Here is a 25,744-nt window from a genome sequence, read left to right on the forward strand (position 1 = left end):
AACGACAGCGAGGAAAAGAGCCGTGAAAAAGATTAAGACCAAGGCCGGTGGCAAGGTCCTTGAAATCGGCAAGGACATCGAGGCGGCGAACGCGCATAAAATGGTGATGCGTGGTGAAGCCGAGCCGTCGCCAGCCAAGTCAGCCAAAAGCACGAAAACGTCGGACAAGGGCTGATGCCAGTCGAAAGTGAGGCCGATCGCGCTGCCTTTCTCGATGTCGACGAGCACGGGGTTTCGGCCACGATCACGGCGAGCGGTGCCAGTCCCGTCACGATTCCGGGCATATTCGATGAAGGTTATTCGTTGCTTGCCGACGGCGATGGCTCGGAAGGTGTGTCGAGTGCTGAACCGACACTGCTCGTTCAGTCTTCGCTGCTGCCGTCGGTGTCGCTGATCGGCGCGACGATGGCGGCTACCATACTCGAAACGGCCAGGGCCTTCACAATCGTTGAGCCGAAACCGGACGGCACCGGCATGACCGAGTTGAGGCTTCACGAAACCACATGACGCACATTATCGAGCAGATCGCCGATGCGGTCGTCGCTGCCGTCAAGGGCGCGTCGACCAATGCCGGCACCGACGTTTCGCAGCGGCGGTTCTGGCCGGCGGAAAAGGACACGGCGGCGAGCGGCATCGTCTTTGCCAGCGATGAGGATGTCGCGATCGACGGTCACGGTCCTTACTACCGGCGCGACATCGCCATCACCGTTGCGCTCCGATATGTCGGTGATGCCGACACGATCGAGGCGAGCGCCTATGCCGACCAGGTGAAGATCGAAACTGCGATCGAGGCCGATGCGACGATCGCCGGCCTGACACACGCGATTGTTCTTCACCGCTCCAATACCGAGACGGACGGCAATGGCAACAAACCGATGCTGATCCGCCGCACGGAATTCATCGCTATCGCAAGAACACTTGCGAGCGATCCCGAAAACCCAGCCTGACAGGAGAATTGAACCATGGGCGTATCACACGGAAAAAACGGCAAGGTAAAGCTCGGCGCCAACACCGTTGCCGAAACCACAAAATGGACGCTGTCGGAAAGTGCCGCGGCTGCCGATACCACGTCGCAGGGCGATACGGCCCAGACGCATTTGACCGGAATTCCGGGATGGAGCGCCCAGGTCGAGGGCTGGTACGACCCCGCCGATACGAATGGCCAGTCGGCGCTCGCCATCGGTGCTTCGGTGTCGATCGAGTTCTACACCGACACCGACGGCAGCGGTAAAACATACAAATCCGGTACGGCGTCCGTGACTGATATCCAGTGGGAATCGGCGATGGACGGCACGAATTCGTTCTCGATCTCACTGCAGGGCAATGGCGCCCTGGCGACCGCGACGGTGGCGTAACATGGGTAGCGTGCTTGACGATGCCACGGCGCATTTCGACGGACTGGAAAACGGCGATATCACCGTCCCGGAATGGAATAACCGGAAACTGGTCTGGAAACCTCTGACCTGCGACGAACGGCGCAAGATCTATGCTCCGCTTGACAATGGTCAGCCGCCCGACGGTGTGACCGTGTTTATCCGCACGCTTATTGCCAAGGCACTCACCGAGGACGGCAAGAACGCATTTACGAAGATGGACGAAAACAAGCTTGCCCATGGCGTTGATCCGACCGTTGTTTCGCGGATCGCGCGCGAGATCCTCGGTTTCGGTGCGGATCTGCCGAACGACCAGGCCGTGGATGAGGCGGGAAACGCCTGAAAGCCGATCCGCAGCTGATGGTGATGTTCGCCCTCGGTGAGCGGCTCGGCAAGACACTCTCTGAAATCGGTGCAATGCCCTATGCCGAGCTCATCGGCTGGCTTGCCTATTTCCAACTGAAAAAGGAAACGCGATCGTGACCATCGCGATGCGTGACATGCATTTCGACATCAAGGGCCGGGACCGGACGCAGCAGGCGTTCGATTCCGCGACCCGTCGAGCACGCAGTTTCAACCGCGAAGTCGGAATGGGCGGCCGGGCGATGGGCGCTATGGCGGCACAGGCCAAGGCGCTGGCCGCGTCGATCGCGGCGATCGGGTTCATCGGTGTCGCTCGCGAAATGCGGGAAGTTGTGGCGGAAGCTTCCGAGTTGGCCAAGGCCGCCGACAAGGTCGGGGTGGCGACAGACGAACTGCAGCGCATGCAGTTCGGTTTCGGGCAGGCCGGTGTCGCGGTGCAGGACCTCGAGCGGAACCTTGAGCAATGGTCGAAACGCGTATCGGAAGCGGCATTCTTTGGCGGTCGCCTTGCCGACATTCTCCAGGCCAATAATGTCCCGCTGCGCGACGTGAACGGCAATCTTCGATCCTCAACGGATCTGTTGCGCGACTTTGCCGAGCTGGTCCGCAACGCCGGATCCGCCCAGGAACAAATGACCCTGGCAACCGAAGCCTTCGGGCGCTCCGGCGGCGATATGATCCTCGCCCTACGGGACGGTGCGGCTGGCATGGATGAGCTGATGAGCCGGGCCGATAATGCTGGTGGCGTGATCAGGGAAGATTTGCTGAGAGCCGCCGAGGATCTGGACGACCGCTTCGACAAGCTGTCGCGAACGATCAAGGTGGAAGTCAAAACCGCATTGTTGGAATTCGCGGTTGCCGGCGTCGACGCCTTCGACCAGGTCGCCGCAGCTATGGACAATTGGGACATTCTGAGCAAGATCCGCGAGTTGTCAGCGCTGCAGTCCCAATTGCAGGATGCGCGGGAACTCGGTTCCTTTATCGGTTCGCTCCCTGGTAACGGGTTTCCTGTAAAGGAAAAAACGTCGCGCATGGGAGCGCCCGTCGATCCGGATCGATTTAATACCGAATTTGCCGGCCTGGAAACCGTAATTCCCGAAACAGAAACCCGGAAGGGGTCTGCGAGATCCGCCAGGGCGCAGCGCGACGCCTATGCCCAGGTGACCGAGGCGCTCCGCCAGGAGATTGAGACCATCGGCCTGTCACAGACCGAACAGCGTGTGCTGCGCGAGATCCGGCGCGCCGGCGTCGAGACGACCGGGGAACAGGCCGATGCGATCCGTGCCCTGGTCCTGCAAATCGAAACGGAAACGCAGCGCGTCGACGAGCTGAAGGCGCAGACCGAGGCGTTCAATGATGCCGTGGTTTCCATGGGCGAAATGGGCTTTGAGGCGTTTGATCGGTTGACCTTTGGTGCCGGCAAGGCCAAGGAAGAGATGCGCAGTTTGGCGATTCAAATAGCCCGCGCCGCGGCGGAGGCCGCGTTCCTCGGCACCGGGCCTCTGGCTGGTTTTTTCGGCGGCGGAGGTGGTGGACTGTTCTCGAGCATCGGCCGCGCCTTGTTCGGCAGGGCTGGCGGTGGCGGCGTCGATCCCTATGGCGCCTATGTCATTGGCGAAGACGGGCCTGAAATCCTGCGCATGGGCTCGCGCAGCGGATCGATTATAACCAACGACCAGGCTTTCGGCGGCGGCGGTCAGGGTGCGGCTCCGGTTCCGGTCGACCTTAGGATCGAGGGCGTCTTCGTTGACGACAACGGCGTCGTGAAGGGCATGATCACGAAACAGAGCCAACAGGCACGAACAGGCGCGGTTTCCGACGTGAAGGGCAATTTCACGACCTGGTCGCGCCAGGCACAAGTTCACGGCCGGCCGGCATGACGATACCGCTCTATGACTGGCCCGCAGCGGTGCGGCCTTTTGCTTCGATCCTTGTCGCGCCGGGCAATACGATCGACGGGTTCATTTCGCGCGCGTCGTACCAGAACGATATCCCGATCGCCGGCGCGCGCAATCAGTTGCGCATGGAATTCAATGCGCACGGTGAAAGTGCGGGAAACTACTTTGCCTGGGCCATCAACAACGCCCAGCTGGCCCGTTTCCTCGTTCCGATCCGCAACACGCCGCAGCTCGCATCGACCGCCGCTTTGGCCGCTGCGGAAGTGACCCATGCGCAGGGCAACCCGTTTTCCACGGGGCAGTATTTTTCGACCGGCTACGGTTTTGCCTTCAACCCGACGATCGATGTTTCCGCCGCCGCGGTCGAGGGCGCTAACACGATCGTGCTCGACGAAACGCGCTGGCCTGATGCGTTGACCTACGGAAAGATCGTCGGGCTGGGCAGGGGCGTCTATCACGTGAACGATATCGACCGGGACGGAACCACGGTCACGATCAGTTTCTCCCCGCCGCTACGGCGCGATATCGCCGCCGGCGAGCACGCGACGCTCCGGCCTTCGCTGATCTGTCGCCCGCAGAACCTGTCGACATTCATTGCGCTTTTCGATCCGGCGCAGATCGTGCGACCCGGCGCGATCGTCATGAACGAAGTGATCGACGAGGCCTATCTGTGAGTTTCGAAACCGAGCTCACCGCGGCGCTGGACGCAACGACAGCGAGCGACCGCAGCATCGTCTGCCGTCCGACGATCAAGGTCGAATTTGAAAGCGTCACGGTGAGGCTCTGGGGCGGGATCGGTTCGCTTAAGACACCGGACGACGAGCGGTGGACCGGTTTTTATCTGAAAAGTGAGGGCGGCGAGCTCCAGTCGCTTATCGACATTCCGGCGATCGACGATGTGCGCGAGGGCACGTCCGCGCCGATCGCGTTTCGGCTGGGCTATATCGATGCCGAAAACTATGCGGCGCTGCGCGACGACGAAACGAAGACCGATGGCCGGCCGCTGACGATCGGCAAGATCTACCTGGCCAGCCCGGACAGCACTGTCGCGCTGTCGCAGCCCGGCGATGCGGTGCGGTTAACCATGGTCGGAAAACCGGGGTTTCAGGAACTGCGCAGAAAACAGGACGATGGATCCTATAAGTTCCTTTATTCGCTAACCGTCAAGGCGGTGAACCAGAATTCCGGGCGGTCCCGCGTCGGTGCAAACCTCCTGACCTATAACGGGCATAAATTCCGCTCCGAGATCATCCACGGCGTGACGAACGATGAATATGCGCAGTTCATCGCCCGCTACGCCGGCGGGGTCACGCTCGAGCTCTGACGATGATGACAGCAGACATGGAAACCGCCATCCGCCTGACGCTGGAGCGGATGGACAAAACCGTGTTCACGCGCGGGACGAATGATTGTGACGCCGTCATGGCCGATTACTGGCTGATGCGAACCGGGCTTGACCCGATGGCGAAGTGGCGCGGCACGTACAACACGGATGAGGCGGCGGAGGCCTTGATCCTCGCCGCCGGCGGCAATGGCAACCTTGTCGAGGAAGGCATGCGCTCGATCGGGTTCGAACCGAAAGACGGCCAGCCGGCGCGTGGTGATTTCATCGTCATGGATTTTCACGGCGATGAGGTTGCCGGGCTGTTCCTGGATCCGCGCGCTGCGTTCAAAACCGCTCGCGGTTCGTTTCGCAAGTTCCGTCCGACAATTCTGAAAGCCTGGTCATGCGACTGAAACTGATAGCCGCGGCATTGGCGTTGTCGACAGCGCTGACGCCGGTACAGGCGCATGCCGGCATTGTTTCGGGCATTGTCGCCCTGGTCTCCGGTGCGCTGAATGCTGTCGGCGTCAGTGTCGTTGCGCAGGCGGTGATCGGATCGGCTCTGCTTTCGGTCGGCGGCGCGCTCGGATCCGTGCTTATCGGCATTGCGCTGAACTTCGCGGTCAACGCGCTTTTCGCGCCTGATGCCGGATCCCTGCCGGCGCCGCAGCCGCAGGAGATCCAGGGCAATTTCCTGCAGGCGGAAGCGGCGCGGTTCATGCTCGGCGGCAGGCTCCGGGTCGGCGGGCAGGTGATCCTGGCCGAGGTCAAGGACGGCCTGCTTTACAAGCTTGTCGCGCAGGGCGATGCCGAAGCAACGACCGAGATCAGCACCTATCTGTCGGATATCGCCGTTACGCTCGATGGTGACGGGAACGTGACGGACGATGAATTCAAGTATAACGGCGGCACCTACTTCGCGATCGAAAAACGCGCGGGCACACCGTCCCAGGCGGCATCTTCAACGCTGACGGCGGCGTTCACCGAATGGACGGCGAACCACAAGGGCGCGGGCGTTTCAGATACGCTTTTGACACTGCGGGCACCGTCCAACGAGGCCTACAACAGGATCCGCCGGCACCGCGGCGTTCTTGGCCTCGGCGAGCCGGATGTAACGCGGGCGGCGTGGTACGGACGCTATTACGATCCGCGAAACGACAGCAACAATGGCGGATCGGGGACGGAACGGGTTGACGATCCGACGACCTGGGGGCCGAACCTTGGAAACTGCGCTCTGTTCTGGGCAACGCACCGCATGGACGCGGAGCGGTTCAACAACGATTCCGGCGATATCAACTGGACCAACGTCGCCGCCCAGGCCGATATCTGCGACGAGCAGGTCCAGGACCGTTACGCCAACTTTGCCAACCGCTACGAGGTCGCCCTTGCGATCAACAAGGATCGCCATACCAACAAGCAGGCCGAGGACTGGATCCTCGGCGCCTGCGACGGTGTTTTGTGGACCGATGACGACGGCAAGCTCGGCCTTTATGTCGGTAAATACGACAGCGATCCGGATCTTGTGCTCACCGATGCCGATATCGGCGATATCGAGAGCATGGACGGGAATGACGGCGAGAGCCTCGCGACCCATTACATCGCGTCCTACACGGAACCGAACTTCGCCTTCAAGGGAACGCAAAGCGCCACCTGGGTCGCGCCCGACTATGTCGTTTCCGACAAGATCAAGACGCAAAAGGTCGAGATCTACCAGGTCCCCAATCACAATCAGACCATAAGGCTCTTGAAGGCGGCGATCGGCCGCCAGCACGAAACCAAGCGCCTTGCCGTCCAGGCCGGTATCCGCGGCATCTTCGCCAAGCGCCGGCGGTTCATCCGCCTCAACCTGGCGTCGGACGCGGCCCTTTCCGGCATTTACGAGGTTGTCCCGGGCGCCGATACGTTCGACGGTCTGACGATCCCGCTTGTTCTGATCCGCTGCGACGATGACCGGTGGAACCTGACAGCCGGCGAGGAAGGCGAGCGCCCGAACTTCAACACCACGATCACGGTCGACAATTCCCTGACCAATATCATCCAGGCGAATATGAGCGTTCAGCCAGCGCAGATCGCCAATACAAGCGGAACATCGTCCGTCCGCCTGCTTGCCACCTTCACCAAGCCGACCCGCGAAGATGTCATCGTTCAGATCCAGTACCGGTTGAAGACAACGTCGATCTGGGAGGAGTTTTCCGTTCGCACCGAAGACGGCGCGGGGACATCGGCCATTGTTTCCGACGGCGCGACCTACGAATACCGCTGGCGCGTCTACACGATTTCCGGCAGCGCCTCAGACTGGTCGGCGATCTATGAGGTTGTCGCCACTGCCGATGCCACGGCACCGGGCGCTCTCAGCGCCACGTCGGTCGACGATACCGTTGCGGGCCAGGCGACGTACAAGTGGACCGCGCCTTCCTCGCTCAATTACTACGCGACCCGGGTTTACAGGGCCGACGGGGCGTCGGCCGACTTTGACGACGCGAACGAAATACGCATCGAACCCGGACTTCCCAGTGATCCCGACACCCACACGGAAACCGGCCTTTCCGCCGGCGACTACCGCGCCTGGCTCGAGCCGCTGAACGGATCCCTGGTGGCCGGTACGCGCGTCGGCCCGATCGACTTCACCATCACCTGAACCGCCCAACATCTGAGGTCATCATGACTGCACTTTCACCGCAGCTAGTCTTCGGCGGGATCCCGCACAGCGATACCAAGCAACCTGATCCCGTCGAGGTTATCCGGCTTTTGAACGCCATTTCAGTCGGCGCCGGCGATGAAGTTGTCAAGACCGCCGACTATACGATCGTCGCGAATGACGGAAGGGCAAACATTGTTTTCAATTCTGCGACTCCGGTAACGGCTTCGCTCACCGCTGCGGCGACGATCGTTGCCGGTTTGGCGACCGGAACAACGTTCCTGTGCAATGTTTTCAACATCGGCGCCGGTTCCGTGACGATTGATCCGGACGGTTCGGAAACGATCAATGGAGCGGCGACTGCCGTACTCAGGCAATATGAGAGCGCGGCGCTGTGGACGGAGGGTACGGAATGGCGGGCTGCGTTGTCGCCCGCATCTCTCAATATTCCGACCGATGTCGCAACGCGCTCTGCCATGAAAGCGCTTAATACGGCGAAGGATACCGTCGCGATCCTGACCGAATCCGGGCGCGAAGGAATGTTCATATGGATAGCGGCGGACTATTCGACACAGATCGCCGCCGACACGCAGGAAGGCGTCTACCTAAAGGCTGACACTGTTGCGTCAAGCGCCGGCGCCTGGGTGCGGGTTTATGTGGGAGCGGTCGATATCCGATGGTTCGGCGCTATTGGCGACAATACGACCGACTGCGAAGCGGCGATCGAGGGAGCTGTCGCGGTCGCAGACCGGATACTGGTGCCCGAAGGGACTTTCTATGTGGCAGCTGCGGTAACGATCCCTGAAAGCAGATCCATCGAATTTGTCGGTGAAAACCCACGGCAGACGGTACTCACCAACAAGGGCGGAGCATACGCCATATTGTCATTTGTCCGGGTGACGGAAGCAGCCGGCACCGGATCTGTCCTGTTTTGCCGCGACATCCATTTCCTGGGGGATGCCGTAACGCCCGGGACGTCGGCCGGAATTGAGTTCAAGGGGCCGAACTCGACCTATCATGACAATTGGTTGCGTTGCTACGATTGCTGGTTTTCCGGGTTGAGTAAGGGCATCGACGCTCAATATATGGGGCGCAGCAATTTTGTTCGCTGCCACACTTATGACTGCGGTCACTTTTTTGTCGGTGGCCGCGACTGCTCGTTTCTCTGGTTTGACGAGTGCTTCGGCATCAACAACACGGGTTTGCTTTATCTGGACGATCCGACGCCCGACGGCACGTCCAATGGCGTGTGGTTGCGCAACTGTTCGTCGGTGTTCGCGTCGGAGGTCGACTATCGGATCAAAGGCTGGCAGGCGGTCTATATGTACAACTGTTCGGCCGATCTTGGCGGCACGGCAGCGACAAATTCATCCAGCTACCGTCGCGTCTATTTCGAGGAGGTCACCGATTTCGTCATCAATGGCTGCTGGTTTGCGACCAACGATGCCTTGGCGCCGAACCAGGACGGCGTGTATCTCAACGCCTGCCATTCCGGTTCGATAACCCACAACTCGATTTATAACAGCCGCGTAAACCTCTATCTGGACGGTTCGGCATCCTTCAAATCGCGGCTGCGCATCACCCACAACACGTTCTCTCACGACGAGGCGGGCGTCGACAACACGATCAACCACATCATCGCGCTCGACAATATCACCGCTTCCGTGATCGCGTTCAACAATTTCCACACCGATGTCTTCAACAGGGGAACCGGCACCAACTTTCCGATCTATGCGAACACGACCGGCACAAACGAACTGCACATCACGGACAACATTCTGGCCGGCGCCGACTACGCCATTGTGGCGGGCGCGGCGTCCGTGGTTACGCGCAACACATTCCTGGGCGGATCGTTTCGTGAAGGGTTTTTCAATGCCGCCGCGGTGGTTCAACCCGCCGGCGCGGGGCAGGCCGCCGTCACGCTCGGCAACACCGATAACGAGATCGGTGGGCTGACGTTCTCGGCGACGCCGACACAGGCGGAAGTCGAAGCGCTGCGTGACAAGTGTGAGGAACTGGCGGACGATCTTCGAAACATGCACACGCTGCAAGATGAATTGCGAACAGCGCTTGTCAATCTGGGACTGATCAAGGGTGCGGCGTAAAAGCCACGCTGTATGGCGGGCCGAGCCGGAATTGTGCGCGCCGGACCTTCGTCATCAACCGAAAGGAATTCACCATGGATAAGACCATACCGGCCGGTGCGGCGGTTCTGCTTGACTACATTCGAAAGACTGAAGTCGGCACGGCGGACCGCAGCGGCTATGACGTGATCTACGGGCACAACCAGGGCAAGCTGCCCAAGCCTGTCACGTCGATGACGATTGACGAGATCCAGACCGCGCAGCGCAGCTGGACCAGGCGGTTCCGGTCTTCGGCGACCGGCGGCTACCAGTTCATGCGCGCGACGCTGAAGGGACTGAAAGACGAGCTGGGCCTGTCGGGTTCGCAAAGGCTCGATCCGGATCTGCAAGACCGGCTTGGCTATCACCTGCTGGTGCGCCGCGGCTATCACGATTTCATGGGCGGCCGCATATCGCGAACCGAATTCGGCAAGCGCCTGGCGATGGAATGGGCATCATTCCCGGTTCTGGCGATGACGAGGGGCTCGGAACGCACCGTGCATCGAGGACAATCCTATTACGCCGGCGACGGTCTCAACAAGGCGCTGGTCGCGCCGGAAACCCTGGAGCAGATCATCGACCGCGCCAAGGCGGCCGCGGCCGAGCCGCCGAAGGAGGTCGCGGTACCGGTACCAGGCGTCGACAAGCCGCTGACGAAATCGACGACGTTCTGGAGCGCGGTCGGCGGGTTCATCACGACGGCCCTGACCGCCATATCGTCGCTGCATCCCGCCGTTGCCGGTCTGATCGTCCTGGTCGCCGCCGGGTTCGCGTTCTGGATTATCAAGGAACGGCGCGGCAAGGCGTTGGCGCAGCGCGCGATCCTGCTTGCCCGGGGTGGCAGTTCGCAATGATCGGAAACATCAAGCTTATCGGCGGCGTTGTCGCCGGCGGCGCGATCGGCGCGGCGGCCGTTGCCGGTTATTTCTGCCTTTTCGCGGTGCCGGCCGCCCGCAAGGACGAACGGCGGATCGTGGCGCTGGAAGCGTCGCAGCGCGCCGTCGAGCTGATCAGAAAGGGGAATGAGGATGAAACGGAACTGGATCGCATGTCTGTTTCCGATCTTTGCCGCGAGCTTCTTGGCGGCCTGCACGACGACGCCGGCGACGGAAGGGGCGGGATTTGTGATGACCAGCCCGAAACCGGAGACGGCGAAATACATCGCGACGAATGACAAGCCGTTCGCCGTCGATGTCGCGCGCAACAACCGCGCCTGCCGGCGTGCACCGGCGTGCCGGAAATAGGCGAGGGCGCGTCCTGCGCGACGTTCTTGCATTTGTTGCGGTCGTTCTGCTGCTGACCGCCGGCGCTTCCCTGTGGGCCGCGCGCCAGTCCACCAGGCACTCAATTGGAGAATTCGGAAATGATCAAGAGCACACGAAACCTGATCATGGCGTTGGTTTTGCCGCTGGCGTTGTTCGCGGCTCCCGAAGCACAGGCGGCGGGGCTGACTTGCGGCGACCGGACGAAGCTGATCAAGGCCCTCAGTGAAAAGTACCAGGAATCGCCGATGGCGCTCGGACTGTCCGCCACGGGCAAGGCGATGTTCGAGATCTACACGTCGGACACCGGCACCTGGACGATCCTCATGACCAACACGTCCGGCGTCACCTGCATCATGGCGGCGGGCCATTCCTGGGAAACCATTCCCGACCTGGCCGAGGGGGAGCCGACCTGATGAATGAAGGCTTCAGCCTGGTTGGATTTCTGGATTCCTGGCTTGGTGGCGCGGCGACAACACTGATCGGAGCGGCGATGGGACGGCTCATGTATCACTCGCTGGAGACCAAAAAAGGCAAGCGCCGGTTTTTTGGCAAGGAACTGATTTGGGAGATCCCGATCTGCATCGGTATGGCGCTGATCGGCGATAGTGTTGCGGTCTACCTGGAATTGTCACGGCCGGTTTCGGTCGGCGTGATTGCTGCGCTCGCTTATCTCGGCCCGCGTGGCGCCGAGGTTATTTTGATGAACTGGTTAAGCCGAAAGGCGAAGTAAACGCATAACAACGCCAGCTGCATATTTTCCGCTTACAGCAATGAGTTTTAAAATCAAAGGGAATCCGATAATGCTTTGCAAATGGAGTTCGTTAAATATCTGCAATCGGAGTGGGCTGTGATCAGCCAAGCTCCCGTGACTTTTATAGTCGGCGCCGTTATCATATTAGTGGCGGCCTACGGAATCTGCCGCTTGCAGTTTTCCGACCGCATTGGAACGCTCAATGAACGCATTGCACTAAAAGACGACACGATTGCTCAATACAAAGATAATACGGGTGCCGACTCTCCTGATGATGCACGAAGGATGATCGCGGAACTTGAGAAACGCCTTGAGGCGCTTGAGCCAAGGGCGCTGTCGTTGCAAGAAATCGAAATACTTGAACGTGAATTATCTGCATCCGCTGGTTTTGTGCTGCTTGCGCGAGATATGGTGTCCGCAGACTCAGTAAAGTTGACAAGCCAGCTTGAACGTTCATTTCGCAAGTGCAAATGGTCGCTCAATACAGCGGTTGTTGCGGGTCTTGGGTTTCATCCACCCACAGGGGTCCTGATAACGACGCGGATAGGTAACGAACTTAGTGGCGATGCAGCTGTGGTGGTGCGGGCATTTAACGAAGCAGGAATCAAGTTCGATCTCAAAAAAGAAGATCAGCCTCCACCTGAAGAAAAGAAGTTCAAGCACAGTGTCGAGGTGTTGGTTACAAACCCAATTTGAAACCGTTTCACGCGCCAGACAAATGCGATCTGGAATGGTGGAAATGGGCGCCGTCCGGCGAGATCGTAATGATGATCACCAATCCGGATGCGATAGCGCAATTTTCGCTTGGGGAGTATTATATCGTGGACTTCACGCTGGCGGACTAGCTGTACGGCCGTATTGAGATGAAGCAAAAGGCCGTCCATTGTGGCGGCCTTTTTTACGCGTTCACCCGAAACCGTATTTAACTTTAGGTGAGTCTGATTCCTGGTGCGCCTCGAACTGCAGAATGTAACGGCCACTTGCATTATATATCCTTATCAATCCGCCGTTTTGGTCGTAATCTACCTGTCTTTCTACTTGCGAGCGTTCAACAGGGATAAGGTGCAAATCATCGACACCGTTCCCATCTACTGATACCCAGATTTCACCGACTGGATGCGTTGAAATGATTTTCAGCGGAACCTTATAAATTGTTTTGCCATTGCTTCCGGATGCGTCGCTAAGGTCGCCCCATTCAAATCGTGGCGGCGGTGTCCCGACAAAGTTCTTGTTGGTCTGCGTTATAATACCCGTGTTGTTCGGGGCAGTTATGCTCTGGTCTATTTGAATGCCGTCGGTGCCTTGCAATTTACCCTCTTCCGTTTTTGATTTGGACCAAAAGGCACCGGCAACCAGCAAAGCAATCCCACAAACTACAAACCAATTCATGTTTGCTTCTACAAAATCTGGTTTTAAGGCTATCGAAGCCGCAAATATAAGAATTTCACCACCGATGATTGGCGCCCAGCGCTTAAGCAATGTCATGAATTCTTTGTTTCTCCTGATGTCCGGCGAAGAATATTATATCTCTGAAATAAGTTCCGGCCCCTTGTTCTTCACGCTCCCCACCTCATGCGACACCGGATAATAAACCAGATCTGTCCCCCGGTTATCCTGCAGCAGATCCAGCGCATCGGCCCTACCCGTTTCCGGGTTCATCCACGCCTCGAGCGTGCCGCCCTTTAAGATCACCGGCATCCGGTCATGGATGTGCGCAATGTTGTCCGTCGCCGCCAGCGTGACGATTGCGAAGGTCACCGTGTCGAGGTTCTTGTTGCGTGACATGATGCCGGCGAAGGCGAAGGGCTCGAATGTCGGCGCATCGCCTGGCAGGTGGATGAGGTAGGGTTGCTTTTCCTTCGTCTTCTTGTCCAGGACCAGCCATTCGTAATAGCCCGTTGCCGGAATCAGGCAGCGGCCGTATTCGAAGGCGGTCCGGAAGAACGGCTTTTCCGCAACCGTCTCGCCGCGGGCATTGATCATCATCCGGACTTTCGTGTCCTTCGACCAATGCGGCACCAGTCCCCATTTCACCGGTTCAATGCCGATCCCGCCGTCGTGGCTGGTCACGATCTCAAGCGTCGAGGTCGGCGCCGTGTTGTAGTTCGGCTCCGGCCCGTTCCGGCCGTCCACCTCCGGCGGCAATATGCTCATATATTTCCGGTACTCGGCCCAGGTGCCGGTTGTTATGAAGCGGCCGCACATCGTCAGATCTCCCCGGCGGTTGGTTTGAGGGCACTATTTCGCGTCTCGATCCTCAAATCAACGATGGAGCTGCCAACCTATAAGCCTGGTTATTTCAGATTGACGATCTGGGATGCGTTGTCCGTCACCTTGTAGGCACAGGCATTGGCACCGGGCTTTGTAAGCTTGTCGCTCATGGAGACCTTGTACCCGTGGGGTACTTGTGTCGGCAGGCACTGCGGAATGGTAACGGGCGTAAATCCTTTTTTCTGCAGGCAACGTCTGAAAAACTCTTTTCGCAGAGAGGCGTTCTTGTCCACGCTCGAGGTGTATCCACCATACCGAATTCCACCCGTTGAATAGCAATATCCGCTGGTACAGGTCGTGTGGACCGGCGTATATCGAACCGGTGACGTTCTGGTTATCGTGTTGGCCGGAACGTTCTTTGCGGCTTCAACACGGCACTCAAAGAACACATCATCGGTTTTCTTCAATGTCGTGTTCGGTCTGTAGCCAACTGTCGAAGTTCCGCTGATGCACCCCGAAAGCAGCAGAACGGCCGGCATCAAAACACAAACAATCTTCTGATTCATTGCATACCCCCTCGCAATCAACTGTCGGTAGATTAAACAATCGGACTTCAATTCCAATAGGAAATTTCGATCTCAGTATAGCCGCCGATCGAGGCGGCTTTTTTGTTGGTGGATATATGGTTAGGCTGTCGGAGGGAGGATCCAACGATGAGCCTGTTCAACGTCGCGATAGATCTGTGCGGCCTGCCGGCGGGAACGTTCGACGAAGAATGCGATGATGCCTGGGCGGTACTCGCGGCGCATTTTCAACAGATGGAAGTTGACGCCGACCGTATTGCATCCTCGGCCGAATTCAACCCGCAGGATCCGGAGGGTTTCCCTATAGACGATCTCGAGCAGCAATATCCGACAATAACGGTCAAAAAAATTCTGGCGATCGCAAAAATGATGCGCCTGGCCGTCTCGCCGGTGGAAGGCGAAATCTTCGCAAAGCTGCCGCGTCCGCCCAATTCGGAATTGAACTGACGGCGGGCCTGAACTATTTCTGAGCAGGGGCACGAATTTAACAATCTCGACATTGCGGAGAAAGCATGATGGTGCGTGTCGAAATTCATCGATCACATCAAGTTTCCGCTCAAGGTCCGCAAAACCCGCTGCCATGTTTTCATCGAGGACGCGGATAAAAAACCTCATTCCACGGTCGGCTACAATGGCAGGGAAGCGCATTCGCTCGAATATGCATCCTTTGTATGCCGAACCCTTGCACGCGCGCTGACTGACTTACACGCCGGCCAGAAGAAGCCTCCGAAGCCGATCGGCCCCAAGGCCCCGCCCGACGATCTCTCATTCAAGGTCGAAATGTGGTTTGACAATGGCAACGGTATCCAGCAGACGCTTGCCGCATTTGCCAAGGTTACTGACGCCAAAGCCTTCCTGATGATTGCCCGCAAGGAATATGAGGGCCGCAATATCAAACTTCGTCAGGGGATCAGAGTGATTTGGGAGGAGGGGATGCGTTGACAGAGGGGTATTACGCGACACAAAAATAAGAACTAAAGTAAGAACTCGATTGAAAATAGCAAAAATAACCAATATAATACAAGAAGTTAGGTATATTTTCTGGCGGAGGAGGTGGGATTCGAACCCACGAGACGGTCTCCCGCCTGCCGGTTTTCAAGACCGGTGCCTTCAACCACTCGGCCACTCCTCCGGACGCGCCTTATTGCGATAAGTTCTTTCGATTTGCAAGATGCCTTTCAACAAAATTTTGCGGACACGCCGATGCGGGGTTCACGAAAAGCCGGGGATATGCTTAGCCGACGCAGAGGCTTTCATATGCCATTAACCACATCCAAATCATTTTGACTAAATTGCTTTGAAAATGCGCCAAACAACGGCTTTATTGACATCTTCCAAACCGTTCTGGGTCAAAATGCCTTGTTGAGAAGTAAGGCATTGGGAAATAGTCCTAATTGTTGTATGTAAGTGCAGCAGTTCTGCGTTCAGCGAAATCGGAATGAAACGATATATGCAAAACGGTTTTGCCAAAACCAGATCCGAGGCGAAGCGCAGCTGCGTCCCAGGCGGCCGAATGCGGCTTGTTTTCCGCGCCGGTTTTATCCTCGCCGTCGGCATTGCAGTCAGCGCCTGCGGCAGTTCCGGTAACCGCGCCGACATCAACACCAAAACCAAATTCACTTCCAAGGATTATGGCGTATCGGCCAGCAAGCGGGTGACCGTTTCAAAGAATGTCAAAAAGGGTGGCGGCACCTACAAGGTCGGCAAACCCTACAGGGTCAAAGGCCGCTGGTTCCATCCCAAGGAAGAAAAAGACTATGACAAGAAGGGAATGGCATCCTGGTACGGTCCCAATTTCCATGGCCGTCTGACGGCCAATGGCGAAATTTACGATCAGTATCATCTATCGGCCGCCCATCCGACGTTCCCGATGCCAAGTTACGCCCGTGTCACCAATCTCAAGAACGGCCATTCCGTTGTGGTGCGTGTCAATGATCGCGGCCCGTTCGAAAAGGGGCGTATTATCGACGTATCCAGCCGGACAGCCGACCTGCTCGAAATGAAGCGGGAAGGGGTTGCCAATGTCCGGGTCCAATATATCGGCAGGGCTCGGATGGATGGCCGCGATATGCGCTATCTGATGGCATCCTTCGAGAAAAACGGGCGTCGCTCACCGGTACCCGCCGGCGACGACAAGGATAACAATTCCGGTGTGATGCTTGCCATGAGAGCGCCGCAGCGGACCGTCGCCTCGATCTTCGGCGGAGGCGAGGTGAAAGTTGCATCCGCCGCCGTTACCGGTGCGCCGTCGGCAGTGGCGCTTGCTCCATCCAGCCCTGACGTACCGGCAGTCAAGGGCGGACGTCTTCCGGCTGTCGTTGATATTTCACTTCCTGATGTTGGTCCGGTTCCACGCGAGCGCCCATCGCTGGTACCCGCTATTGCCGAAGGCCAGCCGGCACTGTCTCCCGCATTGTCGTCTTATGCGCAGATGCGCGTTGAGCAGCAGGCCGAAACGCCGTTCGGCGCCATATTGGCCGGTTCGGACCGTCTGACCGGTGAAATGATTACGGCATCGTGGAAACGCCGGAATCTTTGATCTCAATCACCGCCATCTTGATTGATAGAACGTCATCCGATTGCTAACCTTTCGGCAGGGATGACGCGCAAACAGGGAACCGGAATCATGATCAACAGGATGGGGACAACCATCTTTTCTATCGCCTTAGCGATTATCATAGTCATTCCGACCGCTGCATTCGCGCAGCTTTTTCAAACCAAAGCCAAACAGGCCTATCTGATCGAAGCGGAAACCGGAACGGTACTGTTCGCCAAGGATGAGGACGACCCAATTCCGCCGGCATCGCTGGCAAAACTGATGACCATGGAGCTGGTCTTCAATGCGCTCAAAACCGGCCAGCTGTCACTCGATGACGAGTTCGAGGTATCCGAAAACGCCTGGCGGACCGGCGGCGCCGTTTCCGGCACCTCCACAATGTTTGCGGAAATCCATTCCTCGATTCGGCTTGAAGACCTTATGCGGGGCGTCATCGTCCAGTCCGGCAACGACGCCTGCATCGTTATCGCCGAGGGAATGGCGGGTTCCGAAGCCAATTTCGCGGAAATGATGACCGAGCGCGCCCGCGAACTCGGTCTTGAAAAATCAGTTTTTGCCAATTCAACCGGATTGCCGGACCCGGCAGCCGGCGTCACGATGCGCGAACTGGCCCAGCTTGCCCGCCACATCCAGCAGACCTACCCCGAATACTATTCGATCTATTCGGAAGATGCTTTCGAATGGAACGGTATTTATCAGCGCAACCGTAACCCGCTTTTACGCTCCAATATCGGCGTTGACGGGCTCAAGACAGGCTTTACCGAAGAATCCGGATACGCGATCGTCAGCTCGATCGAACGCAAGGGACGGCGGCTCTTCCTTGCAATGAGCGGCATGTCCAGCATCAAGGAGCGCGCTGAAGAGGCCCGCAAAATGCTGGAATGGGGATTGCGCGCGTTTGAGAAAAAGCAACTCTTTGCCGATGGTGAGATTGTTGGCAGCGCCAGTGTTTATGGAGGTGAGCAATCGAAAATTCCACTCATGGCCGACGGCCCGATCAATATCATGGTGCCGATAACCAATGCCGATCGTCTCAAGGCGCGCATTGTCTATAATTGGCCCCTCACGGCACCGGTCGAGGAAGGACGTGCGGTCGGTTTGCTGAAAGTATGGATTGGCGACACACTCAGCCAGCAAACACCCCTTTACGCTGCGGCATCGGTGCAGAAGGGGCCGCTCCACAAGAGAGCATTGGACGCCCTGTTGGAATTGGGGCAGTTTTGGCACTGACCCTGAATACCTTTTAAGTTGTCAACAGCTGCCTCAAATAGATTAAGTGGCGTGTAAGTATTCACCGACTAATTCAATAGGCGGCAGCGGATTGTCTGGACGACCGGGAAAAACCCACTTAAAACCGACCCGAACAGACGAGGATCATGTTTCTTTGAAGGGACGGTTCATCACATTTGAGGGTGGCGAGGGCGCTGGAAAATCGACGCAGATCCAGTACCTTGCCGAAGCATTGCGCACCCGCGGATACGATGTGGTCATGACGCGGGAACCTGGCGGTTCCCCCGGCGCTGAAGCAGTGCGCCATGTTCTCCTGTCGGGAGCTGCTGAAGAGTTCGGCGTGCGCATGGAGGCAATACTGTTCGCTGCCGCCCGCAGTGATCATGTGGAAGAACTCATTCGCCCGGCCATCGATGCCGGAAAAATTGTCCTGTGCGACCGGTTCATGGATTCCTCCAGGGTTTATCAGGGCGTCACCGGCAATCTGGAGCCTGAATTCGTAAGCGCCCTGGAACGCGTTGCCATAAACGGTATGGTTCCGGATCTGACGATCATTCTCGATCTTCCGGCCGAAGTGGGGCTTGCCCGCGCCCGCGCCCGGTCCGGCGGTGGGCGTGCGGACCCTGATCGCTATGAAAAAGAAGCCCTGGCGGTCCATGAAAAAAGACGAGAGGCCTTTTTGGATTTGGCGGCAAAGGAACCAGGCCGGTGCAAGGTGGTTGACGGCAATCAACCGGCTGACGCAATCGCACAATCTATCGAAAAACTCGTCCACCCGCTGCTTGACGATGCGGCTTCCTCAGATACGGACCACGCCGGAGCACAACAGTCATGAGTCTCGATCCGGGCGTTCTGGACGGCGCCATACCGCCGGCGGAAAACACCCGGCTGTTCGGACATGAAAATGCCGCGGAATTCCTGGCAAAAACATATCAGGCGGGCCATTTGCATCACGCATTGCTGCTCGAAGGCCCAGAGGGCATAGGCAAGGCGACGCTGGCTTATCGATTTGCCTATCACATCCTTACCCATGAAGAGCCGAATACGGCGCCACCCACCTTGTCCGATCCGGATTTGAATGCGCCGGTGTTGCGCCAGCTTGCGGGAGGTGCCTCCCATAATCTGCTGCATCTGGCGCGCCCCGTGGATGCAAAGACAGGTCGAGTCAAATCGGCAATCACAGTCGACGAGGTGCGCAGGGCAGGGCATTTCCTCAGCCAGACCTCCGGCACCGGTAATTGGCGCATCGTAATTATCGACCCGGCAGACGACATGAACCGGTCGGCTGCAAATGCCATACTGAAAATCCTGGAAGAGCCGCCGAAGAAAACGCTGTTTCTTGTATTGTCGCATGCGCCGGGCAAATTATTGCCCACCATCCGGTCGCGCTGCATGCCGTTGCGCCTGGAGCCGCTGAACCGTGATCAGATGACACAGGGCCTCGACCATCTTGGGTTGGCGGCCAATCAGGATCCTTCAGTTAGAGAAGCGGTAATTCAACATGCAGAAGGCAGTCTGGCCAACGCGATACTGCTGCTGCGCTATGGCGGTCTGGAAATAGCACAAACCTTCGAAGAGATTCTTCAGAATGGGCCCGAACGATCGCAAAAGGCGGTTCACACGCTCGCTGACACGCTGACGGCGCGCGACCGCGAAATGGCTTACAGCTTTTTCATCAATTACACGGCTGAGAGGATAGCCTTTATGGCCGGTGATGCAGCCAATCATGGAAATCTGCAGGCCGCGGAGCACTGGGCTTCGCTGGCGAGCGAACTGCAGCAGAAACTGGCGACCGCCGACAGCTATAATCTGGATCGCAAACAAACGGTTATCTCGATCTTTTCTTCGCTGTTTCGAATGCCTGCGGCATAGCCACCGCGTTTTTTTTGCCGTATGACGGCAACTAACAAAGATATATCGACGTATCTTGCACCAAAACCACCCGGATAAGTGACGACGGATAATGAGCGATCAGAACCGCTATTATATTACAACTGCCATTTCATACCCGAACGGATCGCCGCATATCGGGCACGCTTACGAGTTGATTGCGACCGATGCGCTGGCCCGGTTTCAGCGCCATGACGGAAAAGATGTATATTTCCTGACCGGTACCGATGAACACGGCCAGAAAATGCTGCAGACAGCGCGCAAGGAGGGCATCACCGCCCGTGAGCTTGCTGACAGGAATACCGCTGAATTCCAGCGCATGGCCGAGGTTTTGAACGCGTCGAATGACGATTTCATCCGCACGTCTGAGGATCGGCACCACCGTGCAAGCCAGGCGATCTGGGAAAAGATGGTCGAGGCCGGCGATATCTACAAGGACAGCTATGCCGGCTGGTATTCCGTGCGCGATGAAGCCTACTACCAGGAAAGCGAAACCGAACTGCGCGACGACAAGATCCGTTACGGGCCACAGGGCAGCCCCGTGGAATGGGTTGAGGAGGAAAGCTACTTTTTCCGCCTGTCCGCCTATGAGCACCGTTTGCTTGATCACTATAGGAAGAATCCCGATTTCATCGGGCCGGATTCACGCAAGAACGAGGTGGTGTCGTTTGTTAAATCCGGGCTGAAGGATCTGTCGATGTCACGCACGACATTCGACTGGGGCATCAAGGTTCCCGATGACCACGGCCATGTCATGTATGTCTGGGTCGATGCGCTGACCAACTACATCACCGCACTTGGATATCCCGATACGGACGCGCCGCTTTGGGACTATTGGCCGGCCAATGTCCACATAATCGGCAAGGACATCATCCGCTTCCATTCCGTGTACTGGCCCGCGTTCCTGATGTCCGCGGGCGTAGAGCTGCCGCAGCGTGTCTTTGCGCATGGATTCCTCTTTAACCGCGGCGAAAAAATGTCAAAATCGGTCGGCAATGTGGTCGATCCGTTCTCCATGGTGGAACATTATGGTCTCGACCAGGTGCGTTATTTCTTTTTGCGTGAGGTTCCGTTCGGACAGGACGGCAACTACAGCCACGAAGCGATTGTCGGACGCATCAACTCGGATCTTGCCAACGACCTCGGCAACCTCGCGCAGCGATCGCTGTCGATGATCGCCAAGAACAGCGACGGCCAGATACCGCAGCCCGGCGATTTCACTGATGCGGACCTGGCAATGCTCAAGGCAACGGACGGATTGCTTGCCGAAACACGCGAAGCAATGGGGCGCCAGGCAATTCACAGTGCGCTGGCGGCGATATTTGCCGTGGTATCGGAAGCAAACCGCTATTTTGCCGGCCAGGAGCCTTGGGCATTGAAGAAAACCGATCCGCAACGCATGGGTACGGTGCTTTACGTTACTGCTGAAGTCATCCGGCAGGTCACCATTTTGTGCCAGCCCTTCATGCCGGATTCGGCGGCAAAACTCCTCGACATACTTTCGGTTGATGCGGATGCGCGAAATTTTGACCGGCTGGGCGAGGGGGGACGTCTGCAAGGCGGCACCGCCATTTCCAAGCCACAGCCGGTTTTCCCGCGCTACGTAGAAGCAGAAGAAGTTAAATAGGCACACCGGATGCTCGTCGACAGTCACTGCCATCTCGATTTTACCGATTTCGATGAAGAAAGGGATGCCGTTATCGAACGGGCCGAAGCCGCCGGCGTCGGCCGAATGGTGACTATCTGCACGCGGGTATCGAAATTCGGGCAGATCAGGGCAATTGCCGAAAAATACGATTCCGTCTACTGCTCCGTCGGAACCCACCCGCATAATGCAGACGAAGAATTGCACGTCACACCCGATGAAATTGTGGCCTTTACAGACCATCCGAAAGTCGTCGCCATAGGCGAGGCGGGTCTTGACTACTTCTATGACAACGCCCCGCGAGAGGCACAGGCAACGGGTCTGCGCAACCATATAGAGGCAGCCAGGCGCACACAGCTTCCATTGGTCATTCATTCGCGTGATGCCGACGAGGATATGTCGGCTATTCTGACCGAAGAAACCGCGCGCGGCGCTTTTCCGTTTGTCCTTCACTGCTTTTCCTCCGGCGCTGAACTGGCGCAGACCGGAGTCAAACTTGGCGGTTATGTTTCGTTTTCCGGCATACTGACGTTCAAGCGCTCGGATGAACTGCGCGAGATCGCCACACAGTTGCCGGCAGATCGCCTCCTCGTCGAAACCGACGCGCCATACCTTGCGCCCATGCCGCATCGCGGACGGCGCAACGAGCCGTCTTATGTGGTGAACACAGCCGGAGTGCTTGCCGACACGCTGGGAATGCCTTCGGAAGACCTCTGGAATCAAACCACAGAAAACTTCTTCCGGCTGTTTTCCAAAGTGCCAAAACCGGAAGCCGGCGCATGATCGTCACCCAGCGTCTCACCATCCTTGGCTGTGGCTCATCCCCGGGCGTGCCGCGCATAACCGGCGAATGGGGCGATTGCGATCCGAAAAACCCCAGGAACCGGCGGCTGCGTGCGGCACTGCTGATTGAGCAAATAGATCAAAGCGGAAACTGCACCACGGTTGTTGTCGACACAGGCCCCGATTTTCGCGCGCAGATGATCGCGGCCGGTGCACGGCGTCTTGACGCCGTCGTCTACACACACCCTCATGCGGATCATATCCACGGAATTGACGATCTTCGCGGCTATGTTTTCGAACGTCGCAAACGGTTGCCGGTCTACGCCGATGCTCAGACGATGCAACGGCTGCGGGAGGGCTTCGATTATTGTTTCGAAACACCGCCCGGCAGCAATTATCCGCCGATCGTTGACGGCCATCTCATTGAAAACATGGATGAACCGTTGATCATCGAAGGGGAAGGGGGGGCAATCACCCTCGTCCCGTTCGAGCAATTGCATGGCGATATCATTTCGCTGGGGTTTCGTATCGGCAATATCGCCTATTGCAGTGATGTCAGCGGCTTTCCCGATGCAACGGTACCCAAACTCCAGGATCTTGATGTATTGATCATCGATGCGCTTCAGTACCGGACCCATCCAAGCCATCTCTCTCTTGGAGAAGCGCTGGAATGGATTGAGCGTCTGCAGCCAAAAAAAGCCGTGCTGACGCATATGCATATACCACTCGACTATGAAACGGTCGCTGCGGAAACACCGGACAATGTCGAGCCGGCCTACGACATGATGGTTCTCGAACAGCAATTGGAGCTGCCCGATGAGCACACCGACTGATCAGGCGCCGAAACGTTCAAGTATGGACCGGGTGCGTCACGCGGCAAGCGAACTTGGCCTGGAAATCGAAATCGTAAAGATGGAGCAATCGACGCGCACCGCACAGGAAGCGGCGGATGCCTGCGGCTGCGTGGTTGCCCAGATTGTAAAATCACTGGTTTTCGAAAATGCAACCGATCAATCGATGGTGCTTATCCTGGTTTCAGGTAAGAATAACGCCGATCTTGAATATTTTTCAGCCACTTATCAGCTGAACTTGATTCGATGCGACACCCGCAAGGTTCGAAATATCACCGGATTTGCAATCGGTGGCGTGGCGCCGATCGGCCATCTGAATCCGATCAGGACATTTATGGACGAAAGTCTGCTGGACTACGGCGTGGTCTGGGCCGCCGCAGGCCGACCGGACAGCGTCTTCAGCGTCGACCCAAAGGCGTTGGCAAAGGCTACGGACGCCGAAATCACCAGCGTATCCAAACCGCGTTAATTGCAGCGAGGCATCAGACATCATGCATTGGAAATTCTGGCTTCCTTTACTGCTGATACCGGTTATCTATCTGGCAATTGCATTTGCCATGACGCTGATCACGCCGGAAGTAAGCAGCTCCAAAAGCCTGAATTTCGAACGTCTGAAAGTCAGCGATGACAATACCATCAAGGCGTCGGCGCTTGAGACATTCGAAGCGCGCGACGGGCAGGCGATCTCTTACGCCCATTATCCGGCCGATACCGATCTCAAGGTCATTTTACTGCACGGTTCCGGCTATCACGGTTCCTATCTTGCACCGCTGGCTTCCTATCTCGCGTCGCAAGGTACGGCAGACGTCTACGTTCCGAATATACGTGGTCACCACGGCTCTGGCGACACACGCGGCGATATTAACCATATCGGACAGCTCGAGGATGATCTCGTCGATTTCATCAATTTGATCCGCGAGATTGATCCAGACGCAAGGATCGTCATTGGCGGACATTCCTCCGGCGGAGCGCTCGCCATGCGCTTTGCTTCCAGCGACAATGATACACCGGTGGAAGCATATTTCGGCCTGGCACCGTTCCTTGGCCCGGACGCGCCGGTGATGCCGGAAACGGATTCCGGCTGGGCCCATATATCGCTGCCTCGTATCATCGGACTGTCAATGCTCAACAATGTGGGCATACATTGGCTCGACAACCGCGAGACAATTCGCTTCAACATGCCGGACGCATATCGCGACGGCACAGAGACGCTGGCTTACTCATGGCGGCTGATGAGCAACTACGCGCTGCATCGTGATTACGAGCCTGACATTGCCGGCATACCGGACGCGTCGCTGGTTATCGTCGGACGCGATGACGAAGCGTTGAACGCTGACGCATTTCCCGATCTGTTCAAAGGCATGAGCACAGATGTGCAGCTGATCGACAATATGGATCATTTTGGCGTTGTGCTCGACGAGAGAGCCATGGAAGCGCTGAATTCATGGCTGTCAGAGCGATAGGCCGCACCACAGGCCTTGTATACAAGCGGCGGCAAGGCCTCCGGCGCACATATCAATAAGTTCCATAATCTATCTTATGCGATCTTTGTTCGGTTACCGGACTACCGTTCTTCTCAGTTTTTGGACTTGTATCGTTGGCTGGGCCTTTCGAATTCGACCCGCCCCTTGCGCGACACGAGTGTCTGCAGTTTGTCTCCGCGACGGTCAAAGACCGCCCATTGAGGATCGCCTCTGGCGATCATGAATGAGACACAGTGCACGTCGTTGGAGAACCGAAGATCGATCTCCGGCAGCCGCCCCGTCAGCGATGCGCCCGCCAGTGTTGTGTTGCGCAGCATTTCAAATGATGGTTGCCATTCGTCCTCATCAGACCAGCAACCGCAGAGTATCGATTTTCCATTCTCCAGACGCCAGCCCCATTCAATCATGACGCCGTATTCGCCGGACGGATTTCCTTCGCTTCCTTCGCGTCGTTTGATTTTGGACGGGCTGAGCTTTCCGAATTCCAGGAAGACGGCAGATCCGTGGCCGAACCACACATGACCAAGCGGAAGCCCGATCATCTGCCGCGTGAAGATTTCGAACAGAGCGGTGTCAGATCGATTCATGGCGCAGAGATAACATTTTTGCAGGGCGCGAGAATCGCCCCGAGCCCCCAACGGTCAAATCATAGAGGCAAACCGGGGAGCAATTATGATGCATGTCATGTCCGGCTGATTTCGTAGCCGAGCCACCCGAATCCACGACAACTCCGTTGTGGAAATCAAAGCAGCGCGCGCTCGCCACTGTCCAACT

33 protein-coding genes and 1 tRNA gene are annotated in these 25,744 nt (G+C 57.4%); 29 read left to right on the plus strand and 5 right to left on the minus strand.

Annotated features, from left to right (window positions below; all coding sequences use genetic code 11):
• The first annotated feature begins 22 nt into the window (after nt 1–22).
• From ABVT35_RS11040 to ABVT35_RS11125, 18 genes are all read left to right on the plus strand, one after another.
• A complete protein-coding gene (locus ABVT35_RS11040; protein ID WP_368466472.1) occupies nt 23–175 on the plus strand; it encodes a hypothetical protein in 153 nt (50 codons plus the stop codon).
• On the plus strand, nt 175–507 hold the full coding sequence (locus ABVT35_RS11045) for a hypothetical protein (protein WP_368466473.1): 333 nt from the start codon (nt 175–177) through the stop codon (nt 505–507). Before ABVT35_RS11040 ends, ABVT35_RS11045 begins: the two co-directional genes overlap by 1 nt.
• A complete protein-coding gene (locus ABVT35_RS11050) occupies nt 504–947 on the plus strand; it encodes a hypothetical protein (RefSeq protein WP_368466474.1) in 444 nt (147 codons plus the stop codon). The genes ABVT35_RS11045 and ABVT35_RS11050 overlap by 4 nt, the downstream gene beginning before the upstream one ends.
• A 15-nt stretch (nt 948–962) precedes the next feature.
• The gene (locus ABVT35_RS11055; RefSeq protein ID WP_368466475.1) at nt 963–1,355 is read left to right on the plus strand and encodes a hypothetical protein; all 393 of its coding nucleotides are present in this window, start codon (nt 963–965) and stop codon (nt 1,353–1,355) included.
• 1 nt (nt 1,356) lies between these two features.
• On the plus strand, nt 1,357–1,716 hold the full coding sequence (locus tag ABVT35_RS11060; RefSeq protein ID WP_368466476.1) for a hypothetical protein: 360 nt from the start codon (nt 1,357–1,359) through the stop codon (nt 1,714–1,716).
• A gap of 17 nt (nt 1,717–1,733) precedes the next feature.
• On the plus strand, nt 1,734–1,856 hold the full coding sequence (locus ABVT35_RS11065) for a hypothetical protein (protein ID WP_368466477.1): 123 nt from the start codon (nt 1,734–1,736) through the stop codon (nt 1,854–1,856).
• A complete protein-coding gene (locus ABVT35_RS11070) occupies nt 1,853–3,616 on the plus strand; it encodes a hypothetical protein (RefSeq protein WP_368466478.1) in 1,764 nt (587 codons plus the stop codon). Before ABVT35_RS11065 ends, ABVT35_RS11070 begins: the two co-directional genes overlap by 4 nt.
• Nucleotides 3,613–4,308: a hypothetical protein gene (locus tag ABVT35_RS11075; RefSeq protein WP_368466479.1), complete on the plus strand. Its 696-nt coding sequence runs from the start codon at nt 3,613–3,615 to the stop codon at nt 4,306–4,308. Before ABVT35_RS11070 ends, ABVT35_RS11075 begins: the two co-directional genes overlap by 4 nt.
• Entirely contained in the window at nt 4,305–4,958 is a 654-nt protein-coding gene (locus ABVT35_RS11080; RefSeq protein WP_368466480.1) for a hypothetical protein, read from the plus strand. The genes ABVT35_RS11075 and ABVT35_RS11080 overlap by 4 nt, the downstream gene beginning before the upstream one ends.
• Nucleotides 4,959–4,960: 2 nt before the next feature.
• Nucleotides 4,961–5,371 carry a hypothetical protein gene (locus ABVT35_RS11085; RefSeq protein WP_368466481.1) on the plus strand — a complete coding sequence of 137 codons (411 nt, stop codon included), beginning with the start codon at nt 4,961–4,963 and terminating at the stop codon, nt 5,369–5,371.
• Nucleotides 5,362–7,596, plus strand: coding sequence for a hypothetical protein (locus ABVT35_RS11090; protein ID WP_368466482.1), 2,235 nt, complete (start codon nt 5,362–5,364; stop codon nt 7,594–7,596). The genes ABVT35_RS11085 and ABVT35_RS11090 overlap by 10 nt, the downstream gene beginning before the upstream one ends.
• 23 nt (nt 7,597–7,619) lie before the next feature.
• Complete coding sequence (locus ABVT35_RS11095) at nt 7,620–9,701, plus strand: hypothetical protein (RefSeq protein WP_368466483.1); 2,082 nt, start codon at nt 7,620–7,622, stop codon at nt 9,699–9,701.
• Between the two features lie 74 nt (nt 9,702–9,775).
• A complete protein-coding gene (locus ABVT35_RS11100) occupies nt 9,776–10,573 on the plus strand; it encodes a hypothetical protein (RefSeq protein ID WP_368466484.1) in 798 nt (265 codons plus the stop codon).
• Nucleotides 10,570–10,893 carry a hypothetical protein gene (locus tag ABVT35_RS11105; RefSeq protein WP_368466485.1) on the plus strand — a complete coding sequence of 108 codons (324 nt, stop codon included), beginning with the start codon at nt 10,570–10,572 and terminating at the stop codon, nt 10,891–10,893. Before ABVT35_RS11100 ends, ABVT35_RS11105 begins: the two co-directional genes overlap by 4 nt.
• 189 nt (nt 10,894–11,082) lie before the next feature.
• A complete protein-coding gene (locus ABVT35_RS11110) occupies nt 11,083–11,397 on the plus strand; it encodes a hypothetical protein (RefSeq protein WP_368466486.1) in 315 nt (104 codons plus the stop codon).
• The gene (locus tag ABVT35_RS11115; RefSeq protein ID WP_368466487.1) at nt 11,397–11,714 is read left to right on the plus strand and encodes a phage holin family protein; all 318 of its coding nucleotides are present in this window, start codon (nt 11,397–11,399) and stop codon (nt 11,712–11,714) included. The genes ABVT35_RS11110 and ABVT35_RS11115 overlap by 1 nt, the downstream gene beginning before the upstream one ends.
• Nucleotides 11,715–11,795: 81 nt before the next feature.
• Nucleotides 11,796–12,431, plus strand: a complete 636-nt coding sequence (locus ABVT35_RS11120; RefSeq protein WP_368466488.1) for a hypothetical protein — start codon at nt 11,796–11,798, stop codon at nt 12,429–12,431.
• Entirely contained in the window at nt 12,428–12,580 is a 153-nt protein-coding gene (locus tag ABVT35_RS11125; protein WP_368466489.1) for a hypothetical protein, read from the plus strand. Before ABVT35_RS11120 ends, ABVT35_RS11125 begins: the two co-directional genes overlap by 4 nt.
• Nucleotides 12,581–12,641: 61 nt before the next feature.
• On the opposite strand, the gene ABVT35_RS11130 is transcribed toward ABVT35_RS11125, so the two are convergent.
• The 3 genes from ABVT35_RS11130 to ABVT35_RS11140 form a co-directional block, all read right to left on the minus strand.
• Nucleotides 12,642–13,220 (minus strand): hypothetical protein, encoded by a 579-nt coding sequence (locus tag ABVT35_RS11130; protein WP_368466490.1) that lies wholly within the window; start codon nt 13,218–13,220, stop codon nt 12,642–12,644.
• Nucleotides 13,221–13,256: 36 nt separating this feature from the next.
• Nucleotides 13,257–13,940, minus strand: coding sequence for an SOS response-associated peptidase (locus ABVT35_RS11135; RefSeq protein ID WP_368466491.1), 684 nt, complete (start codon nt 13,938–13,940; stop codon nt 13,257–13,259).
• Between the two features lie 89 nt (nt 13,941–14,029).
• Nucleotides 14,030–14,512, minus strand: a complete 483-nt coding sequence (locus tag ABVT35_RS11140; protein WP_368466492.1) for a hypothetical protein — start codon at nt 14,510–14,512, stop codon at nt 14,030–14,032.
• Between the two features lie 147 nt (nt 14,513–14,659).
• On the opposite strand from ABVT35_RS11140, the gene ABVT35_RS11145 reads away from it, so the two are divergent.
• Nucleotides 14,660–14,977: a hypothetical protein gene (locus ABVT35_RS11145; RefSeq protein ID WP_368466493.1), complete on the plus strand. Its 318-nt coding sequence runs from the start codon at nt 14,660–14,662 to the stop codon at nt 14,975–14,977.
• A gap of 75 nt (nt 14,978–15,052) precedes the next feature.
• Nucleotides 15,053–15,472 (plus strand): hypothetical protein, encoded by a 420-nt coding sequence (locus tag ABVT35_RS11150; protein ID WP_368466494.1) that lies wholly within the window; start codon nt 15,053–15,055, stop codon nt 15,470–15,472.
• A 100-nt stretch (nt 15,473–15,572) separates the two neighbouring features.
• On the opposite strand, the gene ABVT35_RS11155 is transcribed toward ABVT35_RS11150, so the two are convergent.
• Nucleotides 15,573–15,662, minus strand: a tRNA-Ser gene (locus ABVT35_RS11155).
• 381 nt (nt 15,663–16,043) lie between these two features.
• On the opposite strand from ABVT35_RS11155, the gene ABVT35_RS11160 reads away from it, so the two are divergent.
• The 9 genes from ABVT35_RS11160 to ABVT35_RS11200 all read left to right on the plus strand — a co-directional run bounded on the left by ABVT35_RS11160 (nt 16,044) and on the right by ABVT35_RS11200 (nt 24,949).
• Nucleotides 16,044–17,069, plus strand: coding sequence for a septal ring lytic transglycosylase RlpA family protein (locus ABVT35_RS11160; RefSeq protein ID WP_368466495.1), 1,026 nt, complete (start codon nt 16,044–16,046; stop codon nt 17,067–17,069).
• A gap of 87 nt (nt 17,070–17,156) precedes the next feature.
• Complete coding sequence (locus ABVT35_RS11165; RefSeq protein ID WP_368466496.1) at nt 17,157–18,317, plus strand: D-alanyl-D-alanine carboxypeptidase family protein; 1,161 nt, start codon at nt 17,157–17,159, stop codon at nt 18,315–18,317.
• A gap of 154 nt (nt 18,318–18,471) precedes the next feature.
• A complete protein-coding gene (gene tmk, locus ABVT35_RS11170) occupies nt 18,472–19,152 on the plus strand; it encodes a dTMP kinase (protein ID WP_368466497.1) in 681 nt (226 codons plus the stop codon).
• Nucleotides 19,149–20,189 (plus strand): DNA polymerase III subunit delta', encoded by a 1,041-nt coding sequence (locus ABVT35_RS11175; RefSeq protein ID WP_368466498.1) that lies wholly within the window; start codon nt 19,149–19,151, stop codon nt 20,187–20,189. The genes tmk and ABVT35_RS11175 overlap by 4 nt, the downstream gene beginning before the upstream one ends.
• A 91-nt stretch (nt 20,190–20,280) precedes the next feature.
• Nucleotides 20,281–21,834: a methionine--tRNA ligase gene (gene metG, locus ABVT35_RS11180; protein WP_368466499.1), complete on the plus strand. Its 1,554-nt coding sequence runs from the start codon at nt 20,281–20,283 to the stop codon at nt 21,832–21,834.
• A gap of 9 nt (nt 21,835–21,843) precedes the next feature.
• Nucleotides 21,844–22,635 carry a TatD family hydrolase gene (locus ABVT35_RS11185; RefSeq protein WP_368466500.1) on the plus strand — a complete coding sequence of 264 codons (792 nt, stop codon included), beginning with the start codon at nt 21,844–21,846 and terminating at the stop codon, nt 22,633–22,635.
• Nucleotides 22,632–23,468: an MBL fold metallo-hydrolase gene (locus ABVT35_RS11190; RefSeq protein WP_368466501.1), complete on the plus strand. Its 837-nt coding sequence runs from the start codon at nt 22,632–22,634 to the stop codon at nt 23,466–23,468. Before ABVT35_RS11185 ends, ABVT35_RS11190 begins: the two co-directional genes overlap by 4 nt.
• Nucleotides 23,452–23,955 carry a YbaK/EbsC family protein gene (locus tag ABVT35_RS11195; protein WP_368466502.1) on the plus strand — a complete coding sequence of 168 codons (504 nt, stop codon included), beginning with the start codon at nt 23,452–23,454 and terminating at the stop codon, nt 23,953–23,955. The genes ABVT35_RS11190 and ABVT35_RS11195 overlap by 17 nt, the downstream gene beginning before the upstream one ends.
• 22 nt (nt 23,956–23,977) lie before the next feature.
• Entirely contained in the window at nt 23,978–24,949 is a 972-nt protein-coding gene (locus tag ABVT35_RS11200) for an alpha/beta hydrolase (protein ID WP_368466503.1), read from the plus strand.
• Nucleotides 24,950–25,062: 113 nt separating this feature from the next.
• Here the strand turns inward: ABVT35_RS11200 and ABVT35_RS11205 are convergent, their stop codons facing one another.
• The gene (locus ABVT35_RS11205) at nt 25,063–25,557 is read right to left on the minus strand and encodes a hypothetical protein (protein WP_368466504.1); all 495 of its coding nucleotides are present in this window, start codon (nt 25,555–25,557) and stop codon (nt 25,063–25,065) included.
• Nucleotides 25,558–25,744 lie beyond the last annotated feature (187 nt).

The organism is Hoeflea sp. TYP-13 (assembly GCF_040932035.1).
GTDB lineage: Bacteria > Pseudomonadota > Alphaproteobacteria > Rhizobiales > Rhizobiaceae > Hoeflea_A.